Source organism: Pseudomonas sp. TE36184 (genome assembly GCF_054060055.1).
The window spans coordinates 1,998,050-2,020,771 of record NZ_JBSSCU010000001.1 but is presented as its reverse complement, the minus strand read 5'-3'; the positions used below and the strand labels follow the sequence as shown (position 1 = coordinate 2,020,771).

The 22,722-nt window shown below is 61.4% G+C and carries 15 protein-coding genes and 3 pseudogenes; 11 read left to right on the top strand and 7 right to left on the bottom strand.

All coding sequences use genetic code 11. The annotated features are described in order from the left end of the window. Positions 1-916: pseudogene (locus ACVWZP_RS08755) on the bottom strand (GGDEF domain-containing protein). Between the two features lie 379 nt (positions 917-1,295). Here ACVWZP_RS08755 and ACVWZP_RS08750 point away from each other — a divergent pair. The 5 genes from ACVWZP_RS08750 to ACVWZP_RS08730 all read left to right on the top strand — a co-directional run bounded on the left by ACVWZP_RS08750 (position 1,296) and on the right by ACVWZP_RS08730 (position 7,792). Beyond that, positions 1,296-3,809, top strand: a complete 2,514-nt coding sequence (locus tag ACVWZP_RS08750; protein WP_457369678.1) for a TonB-dependent receptor — start codon at positions 1,296-1,298, stop codon at positions 3,807-3,809. A 144-nt stretch (positions 3,810-3,953) separates the two neighbouring features. Continuing rightward, positions 3,954-5,819, top strand: coding sequence for a phytase (locus tag ACVWZP_RS08745; RefSeq protein WP_256823571.1), 1,866 nt, complete (start codon positions 3,954-3,956; stop codon positions 5,817-5,819). A gap of 49 nt (positions 5,820-5,868) precedes the next feature. Further along, the gene (gene tolQ / locus ACVWZP_RS08740) at positions 5,869-6,561 is read left to right on the top strand and encodes a protein TolQ (protein WP_457369677.1); all 693 of its coding nucleotides are present in this window, start codon (positions 5,869-5,871) and stop codon (positions 6,559-6,561) included. Between the two features lie 14 nt (positions 6,562-6,575). Further along, complete coding sequence (gene tolR, locus ACVWZP_RS08735) at positions 6,576-7,022, top strand: protein TolR (protein ID WP_046383853.1); 447 nt, start codon at positions 6,576-6,578, stop codon at positions 7,020-7,022. Further along, positions 7,019-7,792, top strand: coding sequence for an energy transducer TonB (locus tag ACVWZP_RS08730; protein ID WP_046383852.1), 774 nt, complete (start codon positions 7,019-7,021; stop codon positions 7,790-7,792). Before tolR ends, ACVWZP_RS08730 begins: the two co-directional genes overlap by 4 nt. Before the next feature lie 98 nt (positions 7,793-7,890). Here ACVWZP_RS08730 and ACVWZP_RS08725 read toward each other — a convergent pair whose 3' ends face one another. From ACVWZP_RS08725 to ACVWZP_RS08715, 3 genes are all read right to left on the bottom strand, one after another. Continuing rightward, positions 7,891-9,069, bottom strand: coding sequence for an acyl-CoA dehydrogenase family protein (locus tag ACVWZP_RS08725; protein WP_457369676.1), 1,179 nt, complete (start codon positions 9,067-9,069; stop codon positions 7,891-7,893). Between the two features lie 61 nt (positions 9,070-9,130). Next, the gene (locus ACVWZP_RS08720) at positions 9,131-10,480 is read right to left on the bottom strand and encodes an LLM class flavin-dependent oxidoreductase (protein ID WP_046383850.1); all 1,350 of its coding nucleotides are present in this window, start codon (positions 10,478-10,480) and stop codon (positions 9,131-9,133) included. Positions 10,481-10,492: 12 nt separating this feature from the next. Next, a complete protein-coding gene (locus ACVWZP_RS08715) occupies positions 10,493-11,467 on the bottom strand; it encodes an ABC transporter substrate-binding protein (protein WP_046383849.1) in 975 nt (324 codons plus the stop codon). 285 nt (positions 11,468-11,752) lie between these two features. Between ACVWZP_RS08715 and ACVWZP_RS08710 the strand changes: the two genes are divergently transcribed. The 4 genes and pseudogenes from ACVWZP_RS08710 (at position 11,753) to ACVWZP_RS08695 (ending at position 18,003) form a co-directional block, all read left to right on the top strand. Then, positions 11,753-16,105, top strand: coding sequence for an RHS repeat-associated core domain-containing protein (locus tag ACVWZP_RS08710; protein ID WP_457369675.1), 4,353 nt, complete (start codon positions 11,753-11,755; stop codon positions 16,103-16,105). Then, complete coding sequence (locus ACVWZP_RS08705; RefSeq protein WP_457369674.1) at positions 16,106-16,567, top strand: hypothetical protein; 462 nt, start codon at positions 16,106-16,108, stop codon at positions 16,565-16,567. A gap of 37 nt (positions 16,568-16,604) precedes the next feature. Further along, positions 16,605-16,716: pseudogene (locus ACVWZP_RS08700) on the top strand (RHS repeat-associated core domain-containing protein); the annotation flags it as partial. An 860-nt stretch (positions 16,717-17,576) separates the two neighbouring features. Beyond that, positions 17,577-18,003: pseudogene (locus ACVWZP_RS08695) on the top strand (DcrB-related protein). A 135-nt stretch (positions 18,004-18,138) separates the two neighbouring features. Here the strand turns inward: ACVWZP_RS08695 and ACVWZP_RS08690 are convergent. Beyond that, positions 18,139-19,722: a rhodanese-related sulfurtransferase gene (locus ACVWZP_RS08690; protein ID WP_457369673.1), complete on the bottom strand. Its 1,584-nt coding sequence runs from the start codon at positions 19,720-19,722 to the stop codon at positions 18,139-18,141. After that, a complete protein-coding gene (locus ACVWZP_RS08685; RefSeq protein ID WP_046383845.1) occupies positions 19,719-20,330 on the bottom strand; it encodes a cysteine dioxygenase family protein in 612 nt (203 codons plus the stop codon). Before ACVWZP_RS08685 ends, ACVWZP_RS08690 begins: the two co-directional genes overlap by 4 nt. 213 nt (positions 20,331-20,543) lie before the next feature. On the opposite strand from ACVWZP_RS08685, the gene ACVWZP_RS08680 reads away from it, so the two are divergent. Then, complete coding sequence (locus ACVWZP_RS08680; protein WP_046383844.1) at positions 20,544-21,449, top strand: LysR family transcriptional regulator; 906 nt, start codon at positions 20,544-20,546, stop codon at positions 21,447-21,449. A gap of 122 nt (positions 21,450-21,571) precedes the next feature. After that, complete coding sequence (locus ACVWZP_RS08675) at positions 21,572-22,192, top strand: hypothetical protein (protein WP_046383843.1); 621 nt, start codon at positions 21,572-21,574, stop codon at positions 22,190-22,192. Here ACVWZP_RS08675 and ACVWZP_RS08670 read toward each other — a convergent pair. Beyond that, complete coding sequence (locus ACVWZP_RS08670; RefSeq protein ID WP_226926240.1) at positions 22,179-22,532, bottom strand: phosphomannomutase; 354 nt, start codon at positions 22,530-22,532, stop codon at positions 22,179-22,181. The genes ACVWZP_RS08675 and ACVWZP_RS08670 overlap by 14 nt on opposite strands. Between the last annotated feature and the right edge of the window lie 190 nt (positions 22,533-22,722).

The window sequence follows — 22,722 nt, the reverse complement described above, 5'->3', positions numbered from 1 at the left end:
TCAGGCGCTTTTCGCAAGCGGTTGTTTGGCGCGGGCGAGCGTCAGGTTCAGGCGCTTGAGCAAGTCCTGGGGCGGCTCGTCCAGGGCCATCACCACGGCCGTGCTCGCCGCCAGTTGCAGGCGCTCGCCGTGTTGTCGCGTCTTGTGCGCCAGGCTGCGCACCGCTTGCTCCAACTCCAGCGCCAACGCCTGGGCCTGGCGCTCGCCGGTGTTGGGCAACACCACCACAAAGCGGTCGCCGGCCAGGCGGCAGAGTAAGTCCTGGCGGCGCAGATTGAGCAGTAGCACATGGCTGAGGGCCTGCAATACCGCATCGCCCTCGGCGTGGCCGTAGGCCTGGTTGATCGCAGTGAAATTGTCCAGGTCCAGAGCCAGCAGCGACAGCGGTTGTTGCTGGTCGCGGCTGTCTTGCAGGCTGTCGGCCAGTTGGCGCTTGAGGTAATCGGCGCCGCCCAGAGGCGTGAGTGTGTCGAACAGCCGGTGCTCGCGAAACAGCCGCTCGCGCTTCTCCATTTGCGCGCTGATCGCCAGTTGTTCGCGGTGCCAGTGGTAGATACCCAGGGTCAGCAGGATCATGCCCACCGGCATCGGCCCGGACTCCAGCCAGTGATCCCAGGTGATGCTGGCAGGCAGGCGAATGAATTCGTCGAGGCTGTCGATCCACCAGGAGAAAAAGATGCACGACAGGCCCAGTGCCAGGTAATTGGTGACGCGCCCGGCGGGGCGGCTTTTCAGCACCAGGCCCAGCCATACCAGGGCGAGCAGGGCGGAGCCGCCTTCGCCGATGATATCCAGCCATACCCACTCGCTGACGCTTTTGAGCTCGCCGCAGGCCAGGTGCAGGATCAGCCCAAGATTGGCCGCGAGCAGCAGCAGGGGCGAGTTTCCAGCGGTGGGGTTTGAGCACGCAAAACATGGCCGCGAGTCCTCTGGCGAATGAGCGATGGGCGCCAGCACAGCAGATGGATGTGACGGTTGGATGACGAGGGGGGAGGGTCGAATCAGCTCACCCCACACGCGATGAAAACCAACGGTGGGAGGGGGCTTGCCCCCGATTGCGGTGTGCCAGATGGCTTATCTATTGACTGACCCACCGCTATCGGGGGCAAGCCCCCTCCCACCGTTGACCTCCAGAGGTCATTTCGGCTCATTCCACGTTGAGAACCAGGCAAAACTCCCGGTTTACGGGCCTTGCGGCCAACCCCTGTCACAGAACCGTCATCCCCCGGCCCTAGCGTGCCCTCCCAGTTGCCGGGCCTCTTGCCTGGCGCCAACGGACTCTTGGGGAGGACTTCATGTACAAGCGCACCGGGCTCGTCAGCTTTACGCTCACCGCCTTGGCCCTGGCGATGGCCAGCGAGCGGCTCCAGGCCGCCGACGCCACCCACACCGAGCACGTCGACGTGGTCGGCCAGGCGGCCGCCATCGACCAGGCGCTCAAGGAACAGCGCTCCTCCGACAGCATCAAGAGCGTGGTGCACGCCGACGGCGTGGCGCAGTTGCCGGACGAAAACGTTGCCGAAGCCGCGCAGCGCCTGCCCGGCATCAGCGTCGAGCGCGACCAGGGCGAAGGGCGGTTCGTCAGCGTGCGCGGCCTCGGCCCGGACCTCAACAGCGTGACCATCAACGGCACCCTGGTGCCGTCGCCCGAAAGCGAACGTCGCGCCGTGGCCCTCGATGTACTGCCCTCCGAGCTGGTGCAGTCGCTGTCGGTGATCAAGACCCTGACCCCGGACATGGACGCCAACTCCCTCGGCGGCACCGTCGATGTGAAGAGCCTGTCGGCGTTCGATCACAAAGGCCTGTTCTACACCGGCAGCACCGAGGCCAGCTACGACAAGAACACACGCCAGACCAGCCCGAAATTCTCCGGCGCGGCGAGCAACCGCTTCAGCCTCGGCGATGGTATCGACAACTTCGGCGTCGCCGCGGCCCTGAGCTGGCAGGAGCGCGACTTCGGCTCGGACAACGTCGAAACCGGCGGCGCCTGGGACTTCAGCCAGGGGGCCAAACTCAACAAGTTCGAACAGCGTGACTACGACATCAGCCGCGAACGCGCTGGCGGTGGCCTGAACTTCGACTACAAGCCCGATGACCTCAGCAGCTACTACCTGCGCACCCTCTACAGCCGCTACACCGACACCGAGACCCGCAACGCCGCCAGCCTCGAATTTGCCGACCCCCAGGCCCCTGGCGAGCTGGGTGTGGCCGAGGGCAAGCGCAAGTTGAAGAACCGTGAGGAAACCCAGGAAATCCAGTCCTACGTGTTCGGCGGCGAACGCATGCTCGGCCTGTGGACCCTCAGCGGCCAGGCCGGCTACAGCCAATCCAGCGAAGACAGCCCGGCGCATATCGCCGGCGCCACCTTCGATGGCGGCGACTTTGCCGACAGCGGCTTCTACGACAAAGACAAACCGCGTCCGATCGTCGGCGCCGGCTTCTACGACGCGAGCAACTTCACCCTGGACAAGGTCGACTGGGAAAAACAGAACACCCAAGACACCGAGAAAAACCTGCGCCTGGACCTGGCCCGCGACTACGACCTGAGCGGCTACGCGTCCCAGGTCAAGTTCGGCGGCAAGGTCAGCCGTCGGCACAAGGACAACGACCTGGAAGCCTGGGTCTACAAGAACTTCGACGACCTGGGCTTCACCGACGAACAACTCAACCTCACCCGGTTCCAGAAGGGCAGCGTCGACTACCGTCTCGGCAATTACGGCCCGGGTATCAGCGCGGGGAGTATCAAGCAGCTGATCGGCAGCCTCAACCGTGATGACTTCTATGACGAGACCGAATCCCGGGTCAACGACTTCACCATCCGCGAGGACATCAACGCCGGCTACCTGATGAACACCATCGACATCGACGACTGGCGTTTCATCGCGGGCATGCGCTACGAAGGCACCGAGTTCGAAGCCAAAGGCACCGGCGCCACCGACGGCCAGTTCAGCGCCACCGAGACCAAGCGGCGTTATCACCATTGGTTGCCGGGCCTGCATGCGCGTTACCAGATCGACAAGAACACCCAGGTGCGCGCGGCCTGGACCAAGTCCGTGGTGCGCCCGACCTTTGGCCAACTGGCGCCGGGGTTCGTGATCGACGATGACGAAGCCACCTTCGGCAACCCGGACCTCAAGCCCCTGGAGTCGAGCAACCTCGACCTGGGCATCGAGCACTTCATGGGCCGCGCAGGCACTGTGTCGGCGTTCGTGTTCTACAAAGACATCAAGCACTTTGTCTACAACACCGACGTGGCCGGCACCGGCGCCTGGACCAACTTCGCCGAGGCCCACACCTACGCCAACGGCGACAGCGCCAAGCTCTATGGCCTGGAACTGGCCTACTCACAAAAGTTCGACTGGCTGCCCGCGCCGTGGAACGGCCTGTTGGTCGGTGCCAACACCACGTTCAGCCGCTCCAGCGCCGATATCGAAGGCTTCGACGCGGCCAGCGGCGGCAACCGCACACGCAACATCAGCTTGCCCAACCAGTCGGACACTGTCGGCAACCTGATGCTCGGCTGGGAAAACGACAAGCTCAGCCTGCGCGTGTCGGCCAACTACAAATCGGCCTACCTGTATGAGTTGGCCTCGATCAACGACAAGGCCCACGACCTGCACGTCGACGCACAGACTTTTGTCGACTTCAGCGCACGCTACTCGCTGACCAAGAACCTGCAAGTCAGCTTCGAGGCGCAGAACCTCACCGACGAGTCGTACTTCGTCTACACCGGCCACCGCAGCTACAACGGCCAGTACGAAGAGTACGGCCCGACCTACAAGCTCGGCCTGACCTTCACCCATTTCTAACCACCACCTCGACCCGAGTGTGGGAGGGGACTTGCTCCCGATAGCGGTGTGTCAGTCGCCGGATTTATCAGCCGAACCACTGCCATCGGGAGCAAACCCCCTCCCACATGGGTTGTTCATCGTTTTCGAAGGATTTGCCTGTTCATGAGATTTTCCAAGCTATACCTGCTGATGGCCCTGGCCACCTGCGGCCATGCGCTGGCCGCCGACCTGGCCCTGACGCGTTGGGCGCCGAACCTGAACGCCGAGGCGCTGGCCTTCCTGCCCAACGGCCCCGAACGCCTGGCCGCCAGCACCCGCGACGGCCTGTTGCTGCTCGACGAAAAAGGCGCCGAACTGGCGCGTTTCAAGGGCAACTTCAGCAGCCTCGACAGCCGTGCCGCCGGTGCCCAGGTGCTGGTGGCGACCCTGGATAACCAACGCCAGCAGGCCATGCTGATCAGCCTGGATAGCGCCGGCAAACGCTGGGGCGCGCCGCTGTACCTGCCGACCCGCGACTATCCGGTCAACGGCGTGTGCCTGTATCGCGACTCGGCGGCCAACCTGTTTGTGTTCCTGGTGGGCGAAGAGGGCAAGGGCGAGCAATGGCTGGTGGGCAATGGTCCGACGTTGCTGGCCCGACCCCAGCGTGTGCGCGGCGTGCCGCTGCCGCCGTCGGCGCAGTTCTGCCAGGTGGACGATGCGACCCATCAACTGGTGGTGAACGAAGAAAACGTCGGCTGGTGGGCCTACCCGGCGCACCCGGAAGCCGAGGTGAAACGCACGCCGGTGGCGCTGTTCGACAATCCCGGGCGCGCCGCCGGGGCCATGGCGCTGGTGCCGGGTGGGCTGGTCGCGCTTGATCCGAAGACCGCGCAACTGCAGCTGTTCCAGCAGGACGGCGAGCGCTGGGTGGCCCAGCCGAGCCTGCACCTGCCGGGTGTGAAGGAGGCGGAAAACCTGGCAATCAAAGGCCGGCAACTGTTGCTGCGCGACGACGACAGCGGCAACCTCTATCAGGCCGAGTTGACGTGGCAGGCTACGCCCGTCGCGCCGCTGCCGGTGCTGCCGGAAGTCGCCGCCCAGCGCCAGACCGACCCGGTCGGGCGCCAAGGCGATGCGGCGGACGACCCGGCGATCTGGATTCACCCGCAACGACCGGCGCAGAGCCGCGTGCTCGGCACCAACAAAAAACAAGGCCTGCTGGCCTACGACCTCGACGGCAAGCTGTTGCAGGAGCTGGCGGTGGGGCGCCTGAACAACGTCGATGTCCGCCCCAACTTCAAGCTCGGCCAACAGACCGTCGACCTCGCCGTGGCGAGCAATCGCGATCACAACAGCCTGAGCCTGTTCAGCATCGACCGTCAGAGCGGCGAGTTGCGCGAAGCCGGCGAAGTGCCGACGCCGCTCAAGGAAATCTACGGCATCTGTCTGTTCCAGCCGGCCAGCGGTGAACTGTACGCGATCGCCAACGGCAAGGACGGCACCTTCCTGCAATACCGTTTGAGCGCGCCGGCTGGCCGCGTGCAGGGCGAGTTGGTGCGCCAGTTCAAGGTCGACAGCCAACCCGAAGGCTGCGTCGCCGATGACCAGCGTCAGCGCCTGTTCATCGGTGAAGAAGATGTCGGCGTCTGGGCGGTGGACGCCCGAGCCGATCAGCCGGCGACGTTGACCAGCGTGATCAAGGTCGGCGCGCAACTGCACGCGGATGTCGAGGGCCTGGCGCTGTACCAGAGCGGCGCGCGCGATTACCTGGTGATCTCCAGCCAAGGCAATGACAGCTACCTGGTGGTGGATGCCGAACCGCCGTTCGCCGCCCACGGCGCCTTTCGCGTCGGTTTGAACGCTGAGGCCGGGATCGATGGGGCGTCGGAAACCGATGGCCTCGAAGTCACCGCCGTCAACCTCGGCGGGCCGTGGAGCCAAGGCATGCTGGTGGTGCAGGACGGGCGCAAGCGCATGCCCGAGCAAACCCAGAACTTCAAGTTCGTGCCCTGGCGCGATGTGACCCGCGCGCTGAAATTGCCGTAAGCCGTCATCACCCGGTCATCACTTTTTAATCGAATAGGAGTTCACCACCATGCACGCGACGATGGAACATATGACGATCTTGGGGTTGATCAGCGACGCCAGCCTGTTGGTCAAGGCGGTGATGGTCACGCTGCTGTTGGCGTCCTTGCTCAGTTGGTACTTGATTCTCCAGCGCGGCAGTGTGCTGCGGCGCCTGGAGCGCCAGTTGAACGGGTTTTTGCCGCGCTTTCGCGCGGCTCCGGACCTGCAGGCGCTGTACCGCGACACCGTGCAGGCGGGCGAGGGCGGCGTGGCGCCGATCTTTATCGCCGGGGTCGAGGAATACCAGCACCTGCACAGCCACGATCCGGCGGTGCTCGAAGGGGTGGAGCGCGCCTTGCAGGTGGCGATCACCGCGCAGGAAATCGAGTTGGAAAAGGGCCTGCAGTTTCTCGCCACTGTGGGTTCGGTCAGCCCGTACATCGGCCTGTTCGGCACGGTGTGGGGCATCATGAATTCCTTTCTCGGCTTGTCCCAGGTGCAACAGGCCACGCTGTCCACGGTGGCGCCGGGCATCGCCGAAGCCTTGATCGCCACGGCCATCGGCCTGTTTGCCGCCATCCCGGCGGTGATCGCCTACAACCGCTTTTCGGCGCGCAGCCAGACGCTGCTCACCCGCTACTACGCCTTCGGCAATGAACTGCAAGTGCGCCTGCATCGCAGCCTGAGCGGCATGCCGACCCACCTGGCCACGGCCGCCTGAACAGGAGCAAGCCCATGTTAACCAGGCCGCAACGCAAGCACGGGCCCAAGGCCGAGATGAACGTGGTGCCCTATATCGATGTGATGCTGGTGCTGTTGGTGATCTTTATGGTCACCGCACCGATGCTGACCCAGGGCGTGAAGATCGACCTGCCCAAGGTCGCCGCCGAGGCGCTGGCCACCGACACCCGCCAGCAGATCCTCACGCTGTCGGTAAAGGCCGACGGCAGTTACTACTGGAACCTCGGCGACGAGCTGGACACGCAGCACCAGACCGACAGCGCCGTGAGCCTGGAGGACATGGGCGCCAAGGTCATGCAAGTGGTGGCGGCGCGCAGTGACACCCAGGTCTATATCCGCGCTGACGAAGACGCCGGGTATGGGCGCGTGGTCGCGGCGATGGCGGTGTTGCAAAAGGGCGGCGTCAGCCACCTGGGGCTGGTGACCGAGGCCCCGCAATGACGGCGATGATCATGCACAGTCCGAGCCTGGTGATGGCGCCTCGGGATTGCAGCGGGTGGTGGCGCAAAGGCTTGGCGGCGAGCCTGGCCGTTGCGCTGCATGTGGGTGTGGTGGCCGGGCTGATGTTGGGCTGGTCACCGCAGAAGCCGATGGTGCAAGCGCCGCAGGTGATGCATACGCAACTGGTGATGCTGCCGCCGGCCCCGGCCCCCGTGGCTGAACCGCTGCCTGAAGCGCTGGCGGTGGCGCCGCCACCGCCGGAGCCCGTGGCGGTGCCGACGCCGGTGAAACCCACCCTCGACCCGCAGATCCAGGCGCAAAAACTGGAGAAAGCGGCCCTGGCGCGTAAGCGCGTCGAGCAAAAGCGCCTTGAACAGCAACAGGAACGCCAGGCCACCGAACAGCACAACCGCGAGCTGGAGCAACAACGGCTGAACCAGGCGCGGCTGGCCGCTGAAACCGCGCGGGTTGCCACACCTGCTCCAGCCCCGGCGTTCGACAGTCGCCAATACTTGCCGCTGAGCAAAGAAGCACCGCAGTACCCCGAACGCGCCCTGGACAAAAACATCGAAGGCGATTGCTCGGTGGAGTACACCGTCAACTCCCTGGGTCGCGTGGAAAACCCCAAGGTGCTGGACGGCTGTCACCCGCTGTTTATCCGGCCTTCATTGGCGGCGGCGAATACCTTCCGCTACCAGCCGAGGATCGTTGACGGCAAGGCGGTAGCGGTGCCGGCGGTGCGCAATACCTTTCACTACCGCATCAAATGAGATTGGCCAGCCGACACAAGGCCCTGCCACATTTTTTAACCGAGTCAGGCGTTGGCCGAGCGCACCTCAGACGAGGAAGCTCAGGGTGGTGCCCTTGCTCATGTGCGTTCCTTCTGCCGTTGGGCGAAGGCCGCCTTGCCGACGCCTTGCAGCACGGCATCGTTCTGCGGGGTGTGGACGCGGCTGCACAACACGTCGCGGTAGTGGCGCTGCAGCGGGCTGTGGCGGGACAGGCCGGGGTTGCCCGAGGCTTCGATCGCCAGCTCCACGGCGCGGATCGCGTTGCCGGTCACCAGGTACTTCAACTGCGCCGCATTGCCGGCCGGGGTATGCCCTTCGGCGGCGGCGTCGAGCAGGCTGCGGTTGGCAAACAGCAGGGTGTCGATATGCCCGACGGTTTCCTGGAAACGCGGCAATGTCGCCAGCGCGGCGCCGAGGTTGGACGGCTGGCGCGTTTGCAGCCAGTTCACCAGCCAATCGCGCGCGGCCTGGGCCACGGCGTCATACACCGACGACAGCAGCACTGACATCCACAGCAACCCCTCGGCATCCAGTTCCGGCTGCGGTGCGCTCCAGGGGCTGACGCTGACGGCGTGGTCGAGCGGCACCAGCACGTTGTCGAACACCACGTCATGGCTACAGGTAGCTCGCATGCCCAGGTGGTCCCAGCTGTCGATGATGCTTATGCCGGGGCTGTTTTTGGGGACCAGCCAGGCGCCTACCAGCGGGTCGGCATCGTCACTGCGCGCCCACACGCTGAACCAGCTCAGGCCGTGGCTGCCGGTGGAGTAGAGCTTGCGCCCGCTGATGCGCCAGCCTTCAGGGCTGCGCACCGCGGTGGTCGCCGGCAGGCCGCCGCGGGCGGGGGTGCCGAGGTCCGGCTCGACGCGCAGCGCGTTGATCAACGCACCGTGGCGTACCGCGTCTTCGGCGACTTTTACACGCAGGTGCGCGGGCCAGGTTTTGCTGTCTTGCAGGCGCGTGTGTTGCAGGTACTGCATCACCAGGATCAGCGCGGTAGAGGGTTCGCCCTTGGCAATCGCGCTGATGGCTTTGCGTGCCTGGGCCAGGCTGGCGCCGCCGCCACCGAGGGCCTTGGGCACGGTGAGGGCGAGCAGGCCGTGTTCATGCAGCCGTTTGAAGTTGGCGTGGGGGAAGGCGCCGCTCTCGTCGAAAAGCTTAGCGCTGCCGGCCAGTTCGGCGCTGAGACGGTCGAGCAGGGCGTCGAAGTTGGCGACTTCCACGGCGCGCAAGGACGGTGGCGAGGATGACGTCATGATGCGTGGACTCGGTCAGAAATCGGGCAGCGGGCTGGCTCCCCGATGTGGAGGGATTCGCTCATGCCAATGCCTCCTGCTGTGCTTCGACCTCGGCGGCGACGCTGTAGCGGTTGGCCGGTACGTCCAGGCCGAGGTTGTCGCGCAGGGTCTGGCCGCTGTATTCGCTGCGGAACAGGCCGCGCTGTTGCAGCAGTGGCACCACCCGTTCGGTGAAGTATTGCAAGCCATCGGGCAGCACCGAATTGACGATGAAACCATCACTGGCGCCGGTCTCGAACCAGGTCTGGATCGTATCGGCGACGTGCTCCGGGGTGCCGACAAAATCACGCTTGGGCCGCGAGAAATGCAAGGCCACTTCGCGCAGGGTCAGGCCTTTGTCCCGGGCCAGTTGCTTGATGTGGTCGGAGCCGCCTTTCTGGCTGTTGGAACCCAGCTCGCCCAACTCGGGGAACGGTTCGTCCAGCGGGTACTGGCTGAAGTCGTGGTCGTTGAACGGGCGACCGAGGGCGACAATCGCATCTTCCACGGTCACCAGGTCCACTGCCTGCTGATAGCGGCGTTCCACTTCGGCGGCGTCGCGGCCGACAATCGGGCGGATACCCGGCAGGATCGACAGGCTGTCGGCGTCGCGGCCGAAGCCTGTGGCGCGGCGTTTGAGGTCTTGGGTGTAGGCCAGGCCGTCTTCGATGCTGTCGACATGCACAAAGATCGCATCAGCATGCTCGGCGGCGAAGTTGCGCCCGTCCTCCGAGGTGCCCGCCTGGAAAATCGCCGGCTGGCCCTGGCGCGAACGGGCGATGTTGAGCGGGCCTTTCACCGAGAAAAACTCGCCCTGGTGATTCAGCGTGTGCAGCTTGTGCGGGGTGAAGAACTCACCGCTTTGCTTGTTGTAGGCAAAGGCGTCGTCCTCCCAGGAGTCCCACAACCCCTTGACCACATTCAGGTGTTCCCTGGCGATGCGATAGCGCACCGCATGTGGCGGGTGCTCGGCCTTGCCGAAGTTATCGGCGGTGCCGCTCAGCCACGAGGTGACCACGTTCCAGCCGGCGCGGCCGCCGCTGATGTGGTCCAGCGAGGCGAACTGGCGTGCGACCTGGTAGGGCTCGGTGTAGCTGACGGTGACGGTGGCGACCAGGCCGATGTGCGTGGTCAACGCGGCCAGGGCCGAGAGGATGGTCAGCGGTTCGAACCGGTTGAGGTAATGCGGGCTGGATTTGGCATGGATGTGCAGGCTGTCGGCGATGAACACGAAGTCGAACTTGGCGGTTTCGGCCAGTTCAGTCTGCTGCTTGTAGAACGCAAAATTCGTACTGGCATTCGGTTGCGCCTGTGGGTGGCGCCATTCGCCCCAGCCGTGGCCGACACCGTGAACCATGGCGCCGAGTTTCAATTGACGTGGCTTGCTCATGTTCTGCTCCTGTTAACGCGATGCTTGGTTTTGGGGGGCACGCTTGGCGTTAAAGCTCTTGTCGAAACCCTGCGACACGTCGATGTGCCGGGGCAGCAGGCCTTCTTGTTGGTAGGTGTCGGCGGTCGCTTGCAGGCCGCTGATCACGGCGTCGTCAATCAGTACCGGGGTCAGGTGGGTCTCTTTGGCCACGGCCACATGCACGGCCAGCGGCAGCCCGGTGATTTTGCTCTGGGCGGCGGCGTACTCGTTGGGGTGCGTATTGGCCCAGGCGTAGGCGCGGTCGACGCGTGCGACAAAGTCGTCGAGCTGCGCGCGTTTTTCGCTGATGGCCTGGCTGGTTGCCGCGAGGTACAGGTGGTTGCTCAACAGCGTGTTGCCGCTGGCCACGATCCGCGCCTGGCTTTGTGAGGTGACCACGGTGGTGTAGGGGTCCCAGGTCGACCAGGCATCGGCGCTGCCATTGTCCAGCACCAGGCGCGATTCGCTGGGCAGCAGGAAAATGAACTGCACGTCCTGGGTGGTCAGGCCGGCGCTGGCCAGGGCCTTGATCGCCAGGTAATGCCCGATGGAGCCACGGCCTGTCACGATGCGCTTGCCTTTGAGGTCCGCCACGGTCTTGATGGGTGAGTCCTTCGGCACCAGCAGGGCGGTGGTGCTACGCCCGTCGGCGTGGATGATGCTGACCACCTTGAGCGCCGCACCGGCACCGAGGGCGAACACATACGGTGCATCGCCCAGCGCACCGATATCCACGGCGCCAGCATTCAAGGCTTCACCCAGCGGCGAGGCGGACGGAAATTCCGCCCACTGGATTTCATAGGGCACATTCTTGGCTTCGCCGGAGACTTCCAGCAGCGCCTTGATCGTCGATTTCTGATTGGCCACCCGCAGCGGTTGCAGGTCGGCGGCATGGGCGCCGGTGCTCAGGCCGAAGGCCAGTGCGGTGCCCAGGAACAGGCGTTTGAACGGGGAGGCAAAGACCATGGGATGCAGGCTCCAGGCAGATCAAGAAAGGGTTCGGCTACCTCCGCCTGGAGAAGGGGTCGGTGAGGGGTTAACGTTATTCCCATAAAAACCTGCTGTGAAGTTCTTTTTGGTTATATGTTAATTATTAAAATAACTGATTATCTTATTTGTGATTATTCCCTATATGCATTTAGTTTGGGTGCTGATTCGGAGCATTCCTACGAGCGCATCGGAAAGTCTCACCTGAGCAAGGCAACCACCGCGTGATTTGATCCCGGTCCTTTCGGACACGGATCGTTGCGCATGACTGACACGCCTTGGGCTGCCCGCGAGGGCGATGCGCTTCTGCACAGTTCCATGCTGGCCGACGTGTTAGGCGGCGTCCTGGAGATTGCGGCCAGCGTGGCCGTGACCGCATTGGCGACAGCGGCGGTGGTTGCGGCGACGGGTGTCACCGTGGCGACTGGCGGCCTTGGCTGCGTGGTACTGGGTGCCGTCGTCGGTGTGGTGGTCGGCGTCGGCATGAGCAAATCCGGCGCGGATAAAGGCCTCTCACGATTATGTGAGTCTTTCGCCAATGCCCTGTTTCCTCCCGTCATCGACGCCTTCATCAGCAGCGGTTCGCCCAACGTATTCATCAACGGCAAACCCGCGGCGCGGGCGGCTGGCAAGATCTCGGATGTAATCGCAGCGCCAGAGGGTGAGCCTACTTATCTGGATATCGCTGAAGGCTTTTTCTCTCAGCTATGGCGCCCGACAGTCGCTACGCCAGCCTTGGGCGCCGTGCCTTGTCCTGGCGATAAAGTCGACTGCGATAAACACCCGCCGATGCCAGACCAATACATGGCCGAGGGTTCCAGTCGCGTATTTATCAACGGCCAGCCCGCCGTGCGCAGTGGGGATCGCAGCACGTGCGAGGCCAAGGTTGGGACGGTACAGATTTCACCGAATGTGATCATCGGCGGAGCGCCCGTGGTGGTTCGCGAGATTCGCAGCGGCAAGACGCCGGGTGTCGGGCTGGCGGTGACGGCGCTGCTGACGTTGCGCGGCGGTGGCGCGAAGTTTTTCAGCAAGCTGCCGTGCATGGCGGTGAGCGGGCTGGTGTCGTGGGGCAGCAGCCAGGTGAGCAATGCCATTACCTCGGCGGTCGCCGGTTCGCCCAACCCGGTACACAGCGCCACGGGGGCGAAAATTCTCGACGGTGAAGACGACTTGGACTTCACCCTGCCTGGCCTGTTGCCGATCGAGTGGCAGCGCTACTACAGCAGTCGGGACGAACGCCGCGATGGCCTGTTCGGCGCCGGTTGGAGTGTGATCTACGAGGTTTTCGTCGAAATGCAGGGGCTTGCTGAGTGCGGCGAGCGTCTGATCTACACCGACGAACAGGCCCGGCAGATCGATATGGGCGTGATCCCCTTGGGCGGTGCGGTGTTCAGCGCAGGCGAAGGCCTGAGCGTGCGGCGCCATGTCAACGGGCAGGTGCTGATTGAAAGCGTCGACGGGCTCTACAGGTTGTTTGAGCCGGCACCAGGCAACCCGTTGCACCTGCGGCTGAGCCAGTTGGGAGACCGCAATGACAACCGCATCCTCCTCGACTACGACGCCCAAGGTCGCCTGAGCCAGTTACGCGATTCCTTCAATGATGTACGAATCGAACTGGGCTACAGCCTGCAATGGCCCGGCCGGGTCGGGCAAATTGACCGCCTGTTCCCCGATCACAGCCGCGAAGTGTTAGTCAGCTACCACTACGATGCCGCTGGCGACCTGGTCGAAGTTCGCGATGCAATTGGGCATGTGCAGCGCCGCTTTGCCTACGACAGCGGCCAGCGCATGGTCGAGCACCAACGGCCCGCCGGACTGCGTTGCTATTACCAGTGGGCCTGTGTGGAAGACGCCGAATGGCGCGTGGTCCGACACTGGACCGACGAGGGCGACGACTACCTGTTCGACTACGACCTACACGCCGGAACTACGCGGATTACCGATGGCTTGCAACGGTTCAGCACCCGTCGGTGGAATGCCCAGTACCAGATCACCGAGTACACCGACAACCTCGGCCAAACCTGGCAATTCGACTGGAATGACGAGCGCCAGTTGCTCGGCGCCACCGACCCTCAGGGCGGTCAGTGGACGTTCGGTTACGACGAGTCCGGCAACCTGTGCGAGACGCAAGATCCGCTGGGGCGTATCGAATCCACCGTGTGGCTGGAGCATTGGTCGCTGCCGTTGGTGGAAACCGATGCCGCCGGACAGGTTTGGCAATACCGGTACGACCCGCGTGGCAACTGCGTCAGCGAAATCGATCCCCTTGGTCAGACAACGCGCTATCGATACGACCGCTTTGGCCAAGCAGTGGAAATCATCGATGCCACCGGCAAGAGCCAAACCTTGCGTTGGAATGAGTTCGGCCAGCTCACACACCACGCCGATTGCTCCGGCTACCCGACGGGTTTCGAATATGACCGGCGCGGGCACTTACGCACCGTCATCGATGCCTTCGGCGAACATGTTCGGTATACCCACGACCCCCAAGGGCGCCTACTGCTCGTCGAAATGCCCGAAGACCGCACCGAACGCTACGTGCGTGATCCCCGCGGACAACTGGTCGCCTTCACGGATGCCGCCGGCAGCACCACCCGCTACCAGTACAGTCGTCGCGGGCAGGTGCGCCAGCGTATTGATGCCCATGGTCGGCAGATCGAATTCCGCTACGACGCCTACGGCCGATTGCACACCCTGACCAACGAAAACGGCGAAAAATACCGTTTCGCCTGGGACCAGGGCGATCGTCTCACACAACAGCAAGACCTCGATGGCAGCGCACGGCGCTACACCTATGACGTCGTGGATAACCTGACCGCCGTCGAATACGTGCCCTTGAATGATGTGTCTTCCATAGTGCATCGCCTGGAGCGCGATGCCGTCGGGCGCTTGCTGGCGAAAGTAACCGACGACGGCCGTACCGAATACGCCTACGACCCGTTGGACCAACTCACCGCCGTCACTTTCACCGGCAACGATGAGACTACGCAGGCGCTGGCCTTCGCCTACGACCCGCTAGGCCAACTGCTTACCGAACAAAGCGCCGCTGGCAGCCTGAACCATCACTACGACGAACTCGGCAACCTGATCCAAACCCAACTGCCCGACGGCCGCTGGCTCAATCGCCTTTACTATGGCAGCGGCCACCTGCACCAGCTCAACCTCGACAGCCAGGTCATCAGCGACTTCGAACGCGACCGCCTGCACCGCGAAGTGCTGCGCACCCAAGGCCAGATCACCACCCGCAGCGAATACGACCGCAGCGGTCGCCTGCGCCAGCGCAAACGCAGCCCCACCGGCCAGCCCTGGCAACTGCCGCCGCCCCACCAAAAGAACTTCGAATACGACCCGGCCGACAACCTGATCGGCCGCCGGGAAGGAAGCCAGCACCAGTTACTGCATTACGACGCGACCGCTCGAATCATCGCCAGCCAGGACAACGTAAAAGGCCAGCGCGAAACCTTCGCCTACGACGCCGCCGCCAACCTACTCGACGGTCCGCAAGTAAGGGGCGGATGGGTACGGCATAACAAACTGCTGACCTATCAGGACAAGCGTTACCGCTATGACGGCTTTGGCCGACTGATCGAAAAACGCAGCGCCGCACGAGGTTTGCAGCGCTTTGCCTACGACGCTGAACACCGCTTGATCGAAGTACGCAGCCAGAAGAACGGGCGCGAAACGCTGGTGAACATGACCTACGACCCGCTCGGTCGACGCATCACCAAAACCGAACACGACAGCCGGGGTTATGCGCTGGGAGAAACCCGGTTCACCTGGGATGGCCTGCGTCTGTTGCAGGAGCATAAACACAGCCAGACCAGCCTTTACGTCTACGCAGACGAAGGCTACGAACCCTTAGCGCGAGTCGACGGCATCGGCCCGCTGCAAAAAATCCGCTACTACCACAACGACCTCAACGGCTTGCCGGAACAATTGACCGAAGGCGACGGGCACAACGTCTGGCGCGCGACTTATCGGGTGTGGGGCAATACGCTGGAGGAGGTGCGTGAGCCTTATTACATTGAAGAGCAGAACCTGCGATTTCAGGGACAGTATCTGGATCGGGAGACGGGGCTGCATTTCAATACGTTCAGGTTTTATGATCCGGATGTGGGGCGATTTACGACGCCGGATCCGATTGGGTTGATGGGTGGGGTTAACTTATACGTATATGCACCAAACCCTTTTGGATATGTCGACCCTATAGGATTAAACTGTGGCTCATCGAAGGGTTTTTCCAGGAAATCTACGATAGCCAAACGCTGGATTGATAAGTTGACAGGCAAGAAATCTGCTGACCTTGACGGCTATCTAAGCACTCGTGGCTGGACTAAAAGTTATCCTCAAGCTGGCAGACCTGATGCCATTCAGCACGTTCAATTTTCTCGAACTACAAAATCCGGATCCATATATAAGCTGGATTATCACCCGGGCGGAAATAAAAGCCAAAAAAATATTCACGGCAACGACTACTGGAAGATTTATAAAGTAAATAAATCGGGGGAAGATGTGGTTTTTGGCCGAATCGGTCACGGAGGATTTAAAAATTACGATTTAATCAAAGATTCTCCAGTCTATGTCGATGGCGCACTAATGAACGGGAGTTTATAAATGATTGACTTCAATGCTGAAATAAAATCCGGGGAGTCTCTCGCGAAAATTGTACTCAATAGCAATGTTTCTATTTACCTTAAAGAGCTGTATGAGTACCATGAGGTCGTAGTTAAAAACTATATTTTGCCTGATAGCGAAATCAGGACGGCTTATTGGGTGGATAATACAATAACTATTACTACCAAGGCTGACGGTGCTATATGTTCGCTGGGTTGCAATAAGAACTACAAGGGTGCGTACCGGAAAACATTCAGGGCTGGCATGTTTTTTTATGAAATAGCTGAGCTATCAAAAAAACAACGCATTTTCAATGGCTTCCTCATCCTAGAGGACGACTTCGGTATTTCATACGTAATACCTTCACCTTTCGATGAAATTGCCGACAGTATTCAAGATATCCCCGCAAATCTAAGATTAGATGAAATCTATATTTCTGATTTTTCCTCATGGGTAAAATAGTGTGTACGATCTGCCAGGTAAATTATTGACTTCTAGGGGGCGGTTTACGACGCCGGATCCGATTGGCTTGGCGGGGGGACTAAATCTATACCAATTCGCGCCTAACCCGATTGAATGGGTAGACCCTCTCGGGTTAACTTGCATTAAAGCCCTTAATGGAGGGAAAAACATTTCTAAAAAGTGGGAGAGCAAGCTTTTCGGCAAAACGCCTCAGCAAGTTGAAATGTCGTTATTGAAAAAAGGCTATACCAAAAGCATCACAAATTTTAACACCAACAAGACTCAGCACACGCAGTTTACTAGGATCACAAAATTCGGAAGCAAAGATGTCCCGGCCCACCATCCGGGCGGAAGCGACCACTAATCCAGCTATTGGAAGGTGTACCGGAATGGGGAAGTCCAAGGACGCGTAGCCCCAACAGATTTTGTAAAATACGAAAAAATTGTCGATAGCCCAGTTTTTGTAGGCAGGGCATTAGTGGACGCGCCGAAATAGAGGTGGTTATGAATTTGACTAACGCAATAGTACCAAAAGTTTCGAACGGTGGAATAACCATTGGAGAAAGCATTGCACAAGTACAAGCACGTCTGTCAGATAAGTACAAAACCCATAACAGCCCCAATTCGTTCACCGTCGACAACGGGTTTGTTGCTGCGTATCAGGTGTATGATTTTTAGACTCAATTTCCATCAGTACACACCTAATCCATTCATGTGGATTGACCCCCTGGGGTCTTGAAACCTGCTTATCAGAAGAGAACGAAAAGTGAAATCAAGAAGATGCGTGCCAACCTTGGAAAAAAGGCGGAGCTAAGGAAAAGTATCTGAAGAAAGTGGCAAAAGATCCAAAATCGCTTAAAAAATATGGCCGGGCAGGGGTAGATAGAATGACAAAAGGCCAAGTCCCTGATGGCTTTGACGTGCATCATAAAAATCCGAATTGATATTACTGCCAACTTGATGTCGCCCAAGCCAATCTACTACTGGCAGGCAGAGCAACCCACCCACCATGACCTATCGACTCAACGAACTGCAATTCACGCTGCCCACTGATGATGTTCAAGACTCATCCATCAACATTCTGAAATTAGCCGACCTGAGCACTTCATTGATCATCACCCGTGCCGTGCTCGCTGATGGAGAAACCCTGCGCAGTAACTTTACAGAGCAACTGAAAAAAGCTTGAGCAGCAGGTTCAGGAACTACGCTACCAACCACTGCAAAATGTTCGCGTCGGTGCCAGGCAAGATGTTGACGCCCTCGAGGTCCACAACCAGTTCAGCAGAGGTGGCGAACGCATTTATCAGTATCAGTGAGGGCTGATCGTACCTGGCACTCGCCAACTGCTTGCCCTGAGTTACATCAAGGCCCAGCCCATGGGTGATCTCGAAAACGCGCAGTGGACGGGCCTGAAAAACACACTGGTGCTTAACTAACAACCTACAAGCCGTTCTTCCATGTCGACGCACATTTGGCGGCTCGCCCGGACATCAACGTCGACGGCGGGTCATCAGCGATTTCGAATGCGGCCGCGTCTGCCTATGCACACGCAGCCCGCGCTGGTGGCAGACTCAGATCACATAAAACCCATGTGTCCCATCCCGAGCCAATTGCTCCACCAGCCCAAACTCCCAATCCAGATAGGCCTGCATGGCTTCCTTGGGATTGTCGGTGCCTTCATACGGCCGGCGGTAGCGGTCGATGCGCGGCGAGGCCAGGCGGGTTTCACCTGTTTCCAGCGGCAGTTGGGCGGCGATCCAGCCGGCGGTGCCGTCTTGCAGCAGGAACACGTGTTTGCCGGTGAGGGCTTCGACTTCGGCCACGGCCAGGCGCGCCAGTTGGCTGCTGCCGCAGGTCAGGACGTAGCGCTCGGCGTTCGGCACTTTGGCCAGGGCTTGCGGCAGTTGCGCGCGCAGGGCCCACCAGGCGCCGGGGATGTGGCGCTTGACGTAGTTGGCGCTGGCGGTGAAGTCCAGCACCACGGTGTCGCCATGGGCCTGCCACTCGGCCAGGGTCTGCGGGCTGATCAGTTCGGCCTGGGGCGCGGCGGGCACCGGGGCGATCCAGGCGCCGGTTTCACTGAAGTGTGCCGGTTGCAGGTCATCCAGCACATGCACTTCCCAGCCCAGTTGGGCCAGCCAGGACGCAGACATATTCGCCCGCACACCGTCGTCATCGGCCAGCACCAATCGCGCACCGCGCACGCTGGCGACATGGTCGGTTTCCTGGACCAGTTGGCCGCCCGGGGTGGAACGGGCGCCGGGCAGGTGGCCGGTGTCGAATTCTTCCGGGGTGCGTACATCGAACAGGTAAGTGGTGCGCGTCGTGTCCTGTTGCCAGCGTTGCAGGTCGGCCAGGCTTGCGCGGCCGACGCGGGCCCGGTCGGCCACTCGACGCGCATCCTGGGCGGCGAGTTGGCGATGGGCTTCGTCGGTCGGCGCAAAGCGGCGCGACTGGCCGTGGGCGAGTGTCTGCCCGGCCAGGGTCCAGCCGATGGTGCCATTGCGCAGGGCCGACACGGGGTTGGCCACGCCGGCATTGATCAGCGACTGGGTGCCGATAATGCTGCGGGTGCGTCCGGCGCAGTTGACGATGATGCGGGTGGCCGGGTCCGGTGCCAACTGACGGGCGCGCAACACCAGCTCGGCGCCGGGCACGCTGATGCCGGTGGGGATGCTCATGGTCTGGTATTCGTCGAAGCGGCGGGCGTCGAGCACCACCACATCGGCCTGGCTGTCGAGCAGGGCCTGCACCTCTTCGGCGGCCAGGGACGGCGTGTGGCGTTCACTCTCCACCAACTCGCCGAAGGCCTTGCTCGGCACGTTGACGTCGATAAACAGCTCGCCACCGGCGTTGCGCCAACCGTCCAGGCCGCCCTCCAACAGGCTGACCGCGGTGTAGCCCAGCGCAACCAGGCGCTCGGCGGCGCGGCTGGCGAGCCCTTCGCCGTTGTCGTAGACCGTCACCTGGGTATCGCGCCGCGGGATGCGCGAGTACACCTCCAGTTCCAGCTTGGACAGCGGGATGTTCGCGGCGAACAGCGGGTGGGATTGGGCAAACGGCGCTTCTTCGCGCACGTCCACCAGGGCGACTTCTTCGCGGTCCAACAGGGCCTGGCGAATCTGGGCAAAGCTGCGGTGCGATACGGTGCTCATAGGGCAGGGCTCTTTTCTTTGGACAAGTCCCAGATGTTCGGGAGAAAGGCGTTGGAATAACCGGAGATAAACAGTTTTTCGCTGCCGTCAGGCTGGTACACCGCGCGGCGCACGGCACCGATATTGGCGCCGTACACATGAATGCTGATCGACACCTGATCGGGGTGAGCATTGCTGACCTGATGGATATCGCCGACCTTGGGCGACACGGCCTCGACCTGGCCCGGCACCAGTTGGATCGGCTGGCCCGCGGCGACCAGGCGCCCGTCGGTGGCGCGCGCGAAGCCTTGGGAGAATTCCGAACCGCGCAGCATGCCGATCAGGCCCCAGACCCGATGGTCATGAATCGGCGTGCTTTGCCCCGGCCCCCATACGAAACTGACGATGCTGAAGCGCTGGCGCGAATCGGCATGCAGCAAAAATTGCTGGTAGCGCTCGGGGTCGGGTTGGGCGTATTCGTCGGGGAGCCAGTCGTCATGGCTGACCAGTTGCGCGAGCAGCTTGCCGCCACGGTGCAACAGGTCGCCTTCGCGTGGATTAGCGTCGATCAATTCCGCCAGGGCGCCTATGAAGGCCCTGAGTCTTTCGGGGTGCTTGGCCTGGGTCATGACACTTCCATCGGCTACTGTTGATCGGTTTATCTAAGCATAATGTTTGTAGTTAATATGCTATTTTTTAATGATTAGCTTATAGCTGAAGGTGATTTAGAACCGCTCTGCATAGTGTTAGACGTTATCGAACACAGCCCGGGCTATCCAGAAAACGTGCCTGCAACTATGCTTCGCACACATCTTAATGACTGTTTTCTATGTGCGGCCCAAATGAAAATTGACGATATCGATGCTTTTGTCGAAGTGATTCGGTGCCAGTCCATCAGCCATGCCGCCGAGTCGTTGCAACTGACCCAGCCGGCCATCACCCGCCGTGTGCAGAACTTCGAGCAGGCGTTGGGCGTGGAGCTGTTCGACCGCAACACCAAGCCCCTCAAGCCTACGCTGATCGGCACGCGCGTCTATGAGCAGTGCCGGCTGATCCTGCGTGAGATGGATGCCCTGCGCGAACTGGTGGCCACCGATGCGCCGCCCACCGGGCTGTTGCGCCTCGGTGTGCCGCAAACCATCGGCGACGTGGTGCTGCTCGATGCGCTCAAGCACCTGCGCACCGAATACCCTGACCTGCGCGCCCAGGTCGCCACCGGCTGGGGCAGCCAATTGGTCGGCAAGATCGAACGCGGCGAGCTGGATGCGGCGGCGGCGTTGTTCCCGGCCGGCAAGATCTTCCCGGACAACGTGGTGGGGGAATCCATCGGCAAGATGGAGTTGGTGGTGGTCTGCGCCAAGGCACAGTTGCCGAAGAAACCGTGCAAGCTGGCCGATGTGTACCAGAACGGCTGGATCCTCAACCCGGACGGCTGCGGCTTCCGTGCCGGCTTGCAACGCACCTTGTCCGATCAGGGCCTGGCGTTGCGGGTGAACCTGGAAACCTTCGGCACCGAGCTGCAACTGGGCCTGGTGGCGGACGGCCTGGGCCTGGGCCTGGTGCCGCGCCCGTTGCTGGAGCGTAGCGCCCACCGCGAGCAACTGGCAGTGATGCCGCTCAAGGACTTCAAGCCGGTGATGAACCTGTGGCTGATCTACCCGCACTTCCTCGGTAACCTGCAAGGGCCGGTGGATGCGTTCGGCAAGTGGGTGGCGGACGCCTTGCACAAGATCCGCAACGCCGCTTGACCCCTGTGGGCGTGTAGGGGCGCGGGCGGCAAGGGCTTTAACCTGACCTTAGATAACGTTGTTTTTTCCCTGGGCCTGAGGTCTGATGGGCGCGGAAAATTGCTGGGTCAGGTGGGTCACTCATGCGCGAAGAACTCGCACACTATGGCGGTATTACCGTCATGATTCCGGCCGCGCTGGTCATCGCTGTGTGGCTGCGCTATTCGTCGCCGCGGGCGCTCAAGGGATGGCTCATCACCGTCGCTTGCACTTATTCAATCGTGGCGTTCAGCAAGTTGCTGTTCAAGGGCTGGGGCGTTTCGTTTCAACACCTTGATATTGCCGTGCTCAGTGGCCACGCCATGAACACATGCCTGGTGGTCACCGTGGCAATGAGTTTGGTGGCGCGCCAGTTCAACCCGGCCTTGCGCTGGCCCGCGGCGCTCGCCGGATTGATCGCCACCGGTTGGTTCAGTGCTTATTGTGTCGCGCCGTACATCCACCCTCTGAACGAGGCGCTGGCGGGCGGGTTATTGGGCGCGGTGGCCGCGCTGACGTTCTTGTGGCGAATAGATGTCGCGCAGGTCAATGTGTCGCCATCGCTGATCGGCGCTGGGGCAGTGGTCGTGTTATTGAGTGCGCTGGTGCCCAAGTACAACGCCGAGAACCTGCTTAACCATGTCGCCGTCAGCGTCTCCGGGGCGTCACGCGCCCATCAGGAACCCGCGTGGCGCGTCGGCTCCGGGCCGATCAAGGCGCAATGAGTGGAGGCGTGTCTTGAACGGGCATACCGGTTGATGGGCGTCCCTCGGTGTTGAAGATGTTCGCCAGTAGCTCGTCGGTCTTGGTTTGCATGAAATGGCGGTCGCCACGGCTCTCTACGCACAGGCAGACGGACAGGGCATTACTGACTTGCAACTTGAAGCGCCAGTCGGCGAAGACCATGGACAGCCCGGAACCGGATTCGTCGAAGTCTAAAGAGTTGCTGGCATATAACATGTGCATTCGCTCAACCACCGTTGTCGAGTTGTCGACATTGACATGAATGTTTCCCGAAGACGGGAACAGGCCAATACGCTCTACCAGTAACTTTGAACTTTTCATGGCCGTGCCTCGTTGCTGTACTCGGTGGGCACTTTATTATGAAGAGGCGCAAAAGTAAGGGAATGTTATTTTTAGTCGGTCAATAGGTGGTTATGTTATTTATTGTCCGGCTGAAGAGATGGTCGAAACTTATTGCCTGTGAACATAATTGCCTGGCTTGTTTCAGGGTGCTATTGGCTGGCGTTGATGT

What these genes read in the sequence shown, in the direction of transcription:
- ACVWZP_RS08750 (WP_457369678.1), top strand. Translation starts at nt 1,296, where the DNA reads ATGTACAAGCGCACCGGGCTCGTCAGCTTTACGCTCACCGCCTTGGCC.
- ACVWZP_RS08745 (WP_256823571.1), top strand. Translation starts at nt 3,954, where the DNA reads ATGAGATTTTCCAAGCTATACCTGCTGATGGCCCTGGCCACCTGCGGC.
- tolQ (WP_457369677.1), top strand. Translation starts at nt 5,869, where the DNA reads ATGCACGCGACGATGGAACATATGACGATCTTGGGGTTGATCAGCGAC.
- tolR (WP_046383853.1), top strand. Translation starts at nt 6,576, where the DNA reads ATGTTAACCAGGCCGCAACGCAAGCACGGGCCCAAGGCCGAGATGAAC.
- ACVWZP_RS08730 (WP_046383852.1), top strand. Translation starts at nt 7,019, where the DNA reads ATGACGGCGATGATCATGCACAGTCCGAGCCTGGTGATGGCGCCTCGG.
- ACVWZP_RS08725 (WP_457369676.1), bottom strand. Translation starts at nt 9,069, where the DNA reads ATGACGTCATCCTCGCCACCGTCCTTGCGCGCCGTGGAAGTCGCCAAC.
- ACVWZP_RS08720 (WP_046383850.1), bottom strand. Translation starts at nt 10,480, where the DNA reads ATGAGCAAGCCACGTCAATTGAAACTCGGCGCCATGGTTCACGGTGTC.
- ACVWZP_RS08715 (WP_046383849.1), bottom strand. Translation starts at nt 11,467, where the DNA reads ATGGTCTTTGCCTCCCCGTTCAAACGCCTGTTCCTGGGCACCGCACTG.
- ACVWZP_RS08710 (WP_457369675.1), top strand. Translation starts at nt 11,753, where the DNA reads ATGACTGACACGCCTTGGGCTGCCCGCGAGGGCGATGCGCTTCTGCAC.
- ACVWZP_RS08705 (WP_457369674.1), top strand. Translation starts at nt 16,106, where the DNA reads ATGATTGACTTCAATGCTGAAATAAAATCCGGGGAGTCTCTCGCGAAA.
- ACVWZP_RS08690 (WP_457369673.1), bottom strand. Translation starts at nt 19,722, where the DNA reads ATGAGCACCGTATCGCACCGCAGCTTTGCCCAGATTCGCCAGGCCCTG.
- ACVWZP_RS08685 (WP_046383845.1), bottom strand. Translation starts at nt 20,330, where the DNA reads ATGACCCAGGCCAAGCACCCCGAAAGACTCAGGGCCTTCATAGGCGCC.
- ACVWZP_RS08680 (WP_046383844.1), top strand. Translation starts at nt 20,544, where the DNA reads ATGAAAATTGACGATATCGATGCTTTTGTCGAAGTGATTCGGTGCCAG.
- ACVWZP_RS08675 (WP_046383843.1), top strand. Translation starts at nt 21,572, where the DNA reads ATGCGCGAAGAACTCGCACACTATGGCGGTATTACCGTCATGATTCCG.
- ACVWZP_RS08670 (WP_226926240.1), bottom strand. Translation starts at nt 22,532, where the DNA reads ATGAAAAGTTCAAAGTTACTGGTAGAGCGTATTGGCCTGTTCCCGTCT.